This is a genomic window from Streptomyces sp. NPDC046931 (assembly GCF_040644655.1).
Lineage (GTDB): Bacteria > Actinomycetota > Actinomycetes > Streptomycetales > Streptomycetaceae > Streptomyces.
This window is the reverse complement of the sequence record NZ_JBEYWX010000011.1, coordinates 21,071-27,219: the sequence shown is the minus strand read 5'-3', so window position 1 is coordinate 27,219 and position 6,149 is coordinate 21,071. Positions and strand designations below refer to the sequence as shown.

At 71.9% G+C, this 6,149-nt stretch carries 7 protein-coding genes; all 7 read left to right on the top strand.

Annotated elements, in window-relative coordinates:
- Positions 1 to 116: 116 nt before the first annotated feature.
- The 7 genes from ABZ876_RS20400 to ABZ876_RS20370 all read left to right on the top strand — a co-directional run bounded on the left by ABZ876_RS20400 (position 117) and on the right by ABZ876_RS20370 (position 6,126).
- Entirely contained in the window at positions 117 to 629 is a 513-nt protein-coding gene (locus ABZ876_RS20400) for an NUDIX hydrolase (RefSeq protein ID WP_361783222.1), read from the top strand.
- Between the two features lie 56 nt (positions 630 to 685).
- A complete protein-coding gene (locus ABZ876_RS20395; protein ID WP_008745401.1) occupies positions 686 to 994 on the top strand; it encodes a DUF2469 domain-containing protein in 309 nt (102 codons plus the stop codon).
- Positions 995 to 1,082: 88 nt separating this feature from the next.
- The gene (locus tag ABZ876_RS20390; protein WP_361782772.1) at positions 1,083 to 1,484 is read left to right on the top strand and encodes a YraN family protein; all 402 of its coding nucleotides are present in this window, start codon (positions 1,083 to 1,085) and stop codon (positions 1,482 to 1,484) included.
- Complete coding sequence (locus ABZ876_RS20385; protein WP_361782769.1) at positions 1,484 to 3,109, top strand: YifB family Mg chelatase-like AAA ATPase; 1,626 nt, start codon at positions 1,484 to 1,486, stop codon at positions 3,107 to 3,109. Before ABZ876_RS20390 ends, ABZ876_RS20385 begins: the two co-directional genes overlap by 1 nt.
- On the top strand, positions 3,106 to 4,266 hold the full coding sequence (gene dprA, locus ABZ876_RS20380) for a DNA-processing protein DprA (protein WP_361782765.1): 1,161 nt from the start codon (positions 3,106 to 3,108) through the stop codon (positions 4,264 to 4,266). The genes ABZ876_RS20385 and dprA overlap by 4 nt, the downstream gene beginning before the upstream one ends.
- A gap of 269 nt (positions 4,267 to 4,535) precedes the next feature.
- On the top strand, positions 4,536 to 5,378 hold the full coding sequence (gene whiG, locus ABZ876_RS20375) for an RNA polymerase sigma factor WhiG (RefSeq protein ID WP_361782762.1): 843 nt from the start codon (positions 4,536 to 4,538) through the stop codon (positions 5,376 to 5,378).
- A gap of 190 nt (positions 5,379 to 5,568) precedes the next feature.
- The gene (locus ABZ876_RS20370; RefSeq protein WP_361783219.1) at positions 5,569 to 6,126 is read left to right on the top strand and encodes a helix-turn-helix domain-containing protein; all 558 of its coding nucleotides are present in this window, start codon (positions 5,569 to 5,571) and stop codon (positions 6,124 to 6,126) included.
- The last annotated feature ends 23 nt before the right edge of the window (positions 6,127 to 6,149 follow it).

Genomic DNA, 6,149 nt, shown 5'->3' with positions numbered 1-6,149 from the left:
CGGACGGCCCTGACGGCCCTGACGGCCCTGACGGCCCTGACGGCCCTGACGGCCCTGACGGCCCTGACGGCCCTGACGGCCCTGACGGCCCTGACGGCCCTGACGGGCTTGGCGGCCTGGACGGGCTTGGCGGCCTGCGCAGGGTGGCCCGTGTGGTGCTCCTCGACCCCGGGGACCGCATCCTGCTGCTCCACGGACATGAGCCGGACGACGCGGCCGACGACTGGTGGTTCACGCCCGGAGGCGGCGTGGAGGGCGACGAGACACGCGAGCAGGCCGCGCTGCGCGAGCTGGCCGAGGAGACCGGCATCACGGATGTCGAGCTGGGCCCGGTGCTGTGGCGGCGCACCTGCTCCTTTCCGTTCGCCGGCCGCCGGTGGAACCAGGACGAGTGGTACTACCTGGCCCGCACGACCCGGACGGCGACGGCCGCACCGGGCCTGACGGAACCGCCGGGCCTGACGGAGCTGGAAAAGCGCAGCGTCGCCGGAGCACGGTGGTGGTCGTGCCGGGAACTGGCCGAGTCGCATGAGACGGTGTATCCGACGAGACTCGCCGAGCTGCTCCGCAGGCTGCTCGACGAGGGTCCCCCGGCCACTCCCGAAGTCCTCGACACCGAAATCGTCTAGGGGCCCCCGGGACTGGCGCACAATGGGGGGACCGCACGGCTGAAGGGGAACATGCCATGAGCGCCGAGGACCTCGAGAAGTACGAGACCGAGATGGAGCTGAAGCTCTACCGGGAGTACCGCGATGTCGTCGGTCTGTTCAAATACGTGATCGAGACCGAGCGGCGCTTCTACCTCACCAACGACTACGAGATGCAGGTGCACTCGGTCCAGGGAGAGGTGTTCTTCGAGGTGTCCATGGCGGACGCCTGGGTGTGGGACATGTACCGGCCCGCACGCTTCGTGAAGCAGGTACGCGTCCTTACGTTCAAGGATGTGAATATCGAAGAGCTGAACAAGACCGATCTCGAACTGCCCGGCGGGTGACCGATGGCACCACCTCACCCGCCCGGGTGACGGAGTTGTCCACAACCACCGGTCTGTCCACCAAGATCCACAACGGGATGCCGGATGCGTGACGGTGGGCGCCGGAGGTGGTGCCCACATGAGCACACAGCAGGCACGCAGCGCCCTGGGCAGGTACGGCGAGGAACTGGCCGCCCGGCGCCTGTCAGAAGCCGGAATGACGGTCCTGGAGCGCAACTGGCGCTGCGGCCGCAGCGGTGAGATCGACATCGTCGCCCAAGACGGCGACGTACTGGTGGTCTGCGAGGTCAAGACCCGCACAGGCGGCTCCTTCCAGCACCCCATGGCCGCCATCACACCAGCGAAAGCGGACCGACTCCGCAGCCTCGCCGAGCGCTGGATCCAAGGCCACGGAGGCGCTCCACCGGGCGGCGTCCGCGTCGACATCGTCGGCGTCCTGCTGCCCGAGCGTGGCGCCCCCATGGTCGAGCATGCGCGGGGGGTGGCGTGATGGGCTTCGCACGCACATGCTCCGTGGCGCTGGTCGGCGTCGAAGGCGTGGTCGTCGAGGTCCAGGCGGACCTCGAACCCGGAGTGGCCGCGTTCACCCTGGTGGGCCTCCCCGACAAGAGCCTCACCGAGAGCCGCGACCGCGTGCGGGCCGCGGTGGTGAACTCCGGCGCGCCCTGGCCGTCCAAGAAACTCACCGTCGGGCTCAGCCCGGCGTCCGTTCCCAAGGCAGGCAGCGGCTTCGACCTGGCCGTCGCCTGCGCCGTGCTCGGCGCCGCGGAGCGGATCGACCCGCGCGTACCCGCCGACATCGTGATGATCGGCGAGCTGGGCCTGGACGGACGGGTCCGACCCGTGAGGGGCATCCTCCCCGCCGTACTCGCCGCGGCGGACGCGGGATACGAACAGGTGGTCGTACCCGAGTGCGCGGCCGCCGAGGCCTCGCTGGTACCCGGCGTCTCCGTACTCGGCGTCCGCAGCCTGCGCCAGCTGATCGCAGTCCTCGCGGACGAACCCGTACCCGACGAAGAACCGGACGAACAGGGCCGCCCCGACCCGCTCCTCGCCGGTCTGCGTGTGCCCGGCACCGGAGCGGCCACAGGCATGCACAGCCTCCGCGCCGCCCAGCACGACCAGGACCACGACCTGGCCGACGTCGTCGGCCAGATCTCCGCACGCACCGCAGCGGAGGTCGCAGCGGCCGGTGGGCACCACCTGTTCCTGGAAGGACCACCCGGTGCCGGAAAGACCATGCTCGCGGAACGACTGCCCGCCCTCCTGCCAGAACTCACCAGGCAGGAGTCGCTGGAAGTGACGGCGGTGCACTCGGTGGCCGGACTGCTCCCCCCGGGCAAGCCCCTCATCGACACACCCCCCTACTGCGCCCCGCACCACTCGGCCACCATGCAGGCACTCGTAGGCGGCGGCCCCGGCATCGCCCGCCCAGGCGCCGTGTCCCTCTCCCACCGAGGCATCCTCTTCCTCGACGAGACACCCGAGTTCAACAGCCAGGCCCTCGACGCACTGCGCCAGCCCCTGGAAGCGGGACACGTCGTGATCGCCCGCAGCGCGGGCGTCGTACGGTTCCCGGCGAAATTCCTGATGGTGCTCGCGGCCAACCCCTGCCCCTGCGGCCGCTTCTCGCTACGCGACACCCTCTGCGAGTGCCCGCCCTCGGCGATCCGCCGCTACCAGGCCCGTCTCTCCGGCCCACTCCTGGACCGCGTCGACCTTCGCGTCGAGGTGGACCCGGTCACCCGCGCCGAACTCACCGGGCGCCGCGCCCCGGGCGAATCCACCGCGACGGTGGCCGCCCGGGTCCACGACGCCCGGCAGCGAGCGGCGGCCCGCCTGGCGGGCACCCCCTGGCGAACCAACAGCGAAATCCCGGGCCGCGAACTGCGCAACCGCTGGCACGCCGCGAGCGGCGCCATGGACGAGGCCGAGCGCAGTCTCGAGCGCGGGATGCTGACCGCCCGAGGACTGGACCGCGTGCTGCGCGTCGCCTGGACCGTCGCCGACCTCGCGGGCCACACCCGGCCCGAAGCCGCCGACGTCGCCCTGGCGCTCCAACTGCGCACCGGTGTCCCACGCGGCGTGCCGATGGCCATCGGAGCCTCCACATGAGCCGAGACGAGGCCCCGGACGGTGAACGCCTCGCCCGGATCTTCCTCACCCGGGTCCTCGAGCCCGGCGACGAGACGGCAGGCCGGTGGATGCGCGAACACGGGGCCGAGGAGGTGGCCCGCCGGCTGCGGGACGCAGGGGCACGGCTGCCGGGAGCGTCCGAGAGGCGATGGGCGGGCCTGCGGGCGCGCGCCGAGAAAGCCGAGCCGCAGCGCGACTGGACCGCGGCGCGGGAGACAGGTGTGCGGTTCCTGTGCCCCGGCGGCCCCGAGTGGCCGGCACAGCTCGACGACCTCGGGGACGCCCGCCCCATCGGGCTGTGGGTGCGCGGCAGCCCCGCCCTGCGGCTGTGGGCCCTGCGGTCCGTCGCGGTCGTCGGTGCCCGCGCCTGCACCGAGTACGGCGCCCACATGGCGGCCACCCTCGCCGCCGGCCTCGCCGAGCGCGGCTGGGTCGTGGTGTCGGGCGGCGCCTACGGCGTCGACGGAGCGGCCCATCGCGGAGCCCTCGGCGCCGGCGGCGCCACCGCCGCCGTCCTGGCCTGCGGAGTCGACCGGCCCTACCCCCGCGGCCACGCCGGGCTGATCACCAGAATCGCCGAGCAGGGCCTCGTGATCGGAGAACTGCCCCCCGGCGAGCACCCGACACCCAGCAGATTCATCGTGCGCAACCGCGTCATCGCCGCGCTCACCCGCGGCACCGTGGTCGTCGAGGCCGCCCACCGCAGCGGCTCCCTGGTCACGGCGCGTGCCGCACAGCGACTCGGCCGCCACACCATGGGAGTGCCGGGACCGGCCACCAGCAGGCTGTCCGCAGGAGTCCACGAACTGCTGCGCGGCGAAGCGGTGCTGGTCACCGACGCCGCCGAAGTCGTCGAACTCGTCGGAGGCATGGGAGAGCTCGCCCCGGACCGGCGCGGCCCTGTGTTCCCCCGCGACCTGCTGGAACCGGCCGGCCGGCGCGTACTGGCAGCGCTGCCCGGGCGCGGCACGGCGTCGGCGGGCGAGATCGCCCGTGGTGCCCAGACCAGTGAGGACGACGCGGTCGGGAGACTGTACGAACTCCGGTCACTTGGATTCGTCGAACGACACGGCGATGGCTGGAAGTTGACACGCCAGGCGGTGACCTCCGTCCGACAAGATCACGGTCAGTGTTGACCCAGCGTGTTCCGCCGTCCGGGCGACCCCGACGCCCTTGGTAATTCCACCAGTTGACCCTTTCCGGCGATCACTCAGGGCGACGGCCACGGCCGCGGCAGGCGTCCCACCACACCCCTTCGCGCACGGGTGATGCCTCGCCCTTCGCACACTGCGACACCACAGTCACGCTACGCTCACGAGGATCCCGACTCAGAAGGCATCTCGACATCAGACCGACAGCTCACCCAGGCATCCCCAGTCCACGGCAGAACGGCACAAGGCGACGAATGCCCCAGCACACCTCCGGGTCCGACCGGGCGGCGCACCCCCCAGCCGCCCGTGACGGCGGCAGCGTGCGCCCGCCCGCGCCCTCGACGCTCGACGAATTGTGGCGGTCGTACAAGGAGACGGGAGACGAGCGGCTGCGGGAGCAGCTGATCCTGCACTACTCGCCGTTGGTGAAGTACGTGGCGGGGCGCGTCAGCGTCGGCCTGCCGGCCAACGTGGAACAGGCGGACTTCGTGTCGTCCGGAGTCTTCGGGCTGATCGACGCGATCGAGAAGTTCGACATCGACCGCGAGATCAAGTTCGAGACATACGCGATCACCCGGATCCGCGGCGCGATGATCGACGAGCTACGGGCGCTGGACTGGATCCCCCGGTCGGTGCGGCAGAAGGCGCGCAGCGTGGAACGCGCGTACGCCACCCTGGAGGCGCGGCTGCGACGGACCCCCTCCGAGAGCGAGGTGGCGGTCGAGATGGGCATCGGCGTCGAGGAACTCCACGCCGTCTTCAGCCAGCTGTCGCTGGCGAACGTGGTGGCCCTGGAAGAACTGCTGCACGTCGGCGGCGAAGGCGGCGACCGGCTCAGCCTCATGGACACCCTCGAGGACACCGCCGCGGACAACCCCGTGGAGGTGGCCGAGGACCGGGAGCTGCGACGCTTCCTCGCGCGGGCGATCAACACGCTGCCCGAGCGGGAGAAGACCGTGGTGACGCTCTACTACTACGAAGGACTCACACTCGCCGAGATCGGCAACGTGCTCGGCGTGACCGAGAGCCGCGTGAGCCAGATCCACACGAAGTCGGTCCTCCAGCTGCGGGCCAAGCTGGCCGGCTTCGGGCGCTGACCGGGGGCGCCGGCCGAGCGCGACGGCATGTGCACGCCGGGACCGGCGGCGCGCGCCGGCCGCACGGAGCCAAGAAGCCGGCGCACCGCGCGCGACTGGCCCAGGCGGGCGGCGCGCACGGGCCAGTGGCTCCCGCGGGCGGCGCTCCGTCCGTACAGTGGTTGACGTGCCAAGGATTCGAGCGGCCTCCGTGGCCGAGCACCGGTCGATGCAGCGAGCCGCCCTGCTGGACGCGGCCCGGTCCCTGCTGTCCGAGGGTGGTACGGACGCACTGACGTTCCCGGCCCTCGCCGAGCGGACCGGCCTGGCGCGCTCCTCCGTGTACGAGTACTTCCGCTCCCGCGCGGCCGTCGTGGAGGAGCTGTGCGCGGTCGACTTCCCCGTCTGGGCCGCGGAGGTCGAGGCGGCCATGGCGGCGGCGGACGGTCCCGAGGCGAAGATCGAGGCATATGTACGGCAGCAGCTCGCGCTGGTGGGGGACCGGCGGCACCGGGCCGTCGTCGCCATCTCCGCGAGCGAACTGGACGACGGGGCCCGAGAGAAGATCCGGGCGGCGCACGGCGGGCTCGTGACGATGATCGCCGACACGCTCGGCGCGATGGGACATGACGAGCCGCGGCTCACCGCCATGCTGCTCCAGGGCGTGGTCGACGCGGCGGTACGGCGCATCGAACTGGGAGCCGCGGAGGACCCGGCCGCCATCACCGAGGTGGCGGTCGCCATGGCCTTGCGGGGCGTCCGGGGCTGAGCTTCCCTTGGGGCCCCTCCCCT

What these genes read in the sequence shown, in the direction of transcription:
- ABZ876_RS20395 (WP_008745401.1), top strand. Translation starts at nt 686, where the DNA reads ATGAGCGCCGAGGACCTCGAGAAGTACGAGACCGAGATGGAGCTGAAG.
- ABZ876_RS20385 (WP_361782769.1), top strand. Translation starts at nt 1,484, where the DNA reads ATGGGCTTCGCACGCACATGCTCCGTGGCGCTGGTCGGCGTCGAAGGC.
- dprA (WP_361782765.1), top strand. Translation starts at nt 3,106, where the DNA reads ATGAGCCGAGACGAGGCCCCGGACGGTGAACGCCTCGCCCGGATCTTC.
- whiG (WP_361782762.1), top strand. Translation starts at nt 4,536, where the DNA reads ATGCCCCAGCACACCTCCGGGTCCGACCGGGCGGCGCACCCCCCAGCC.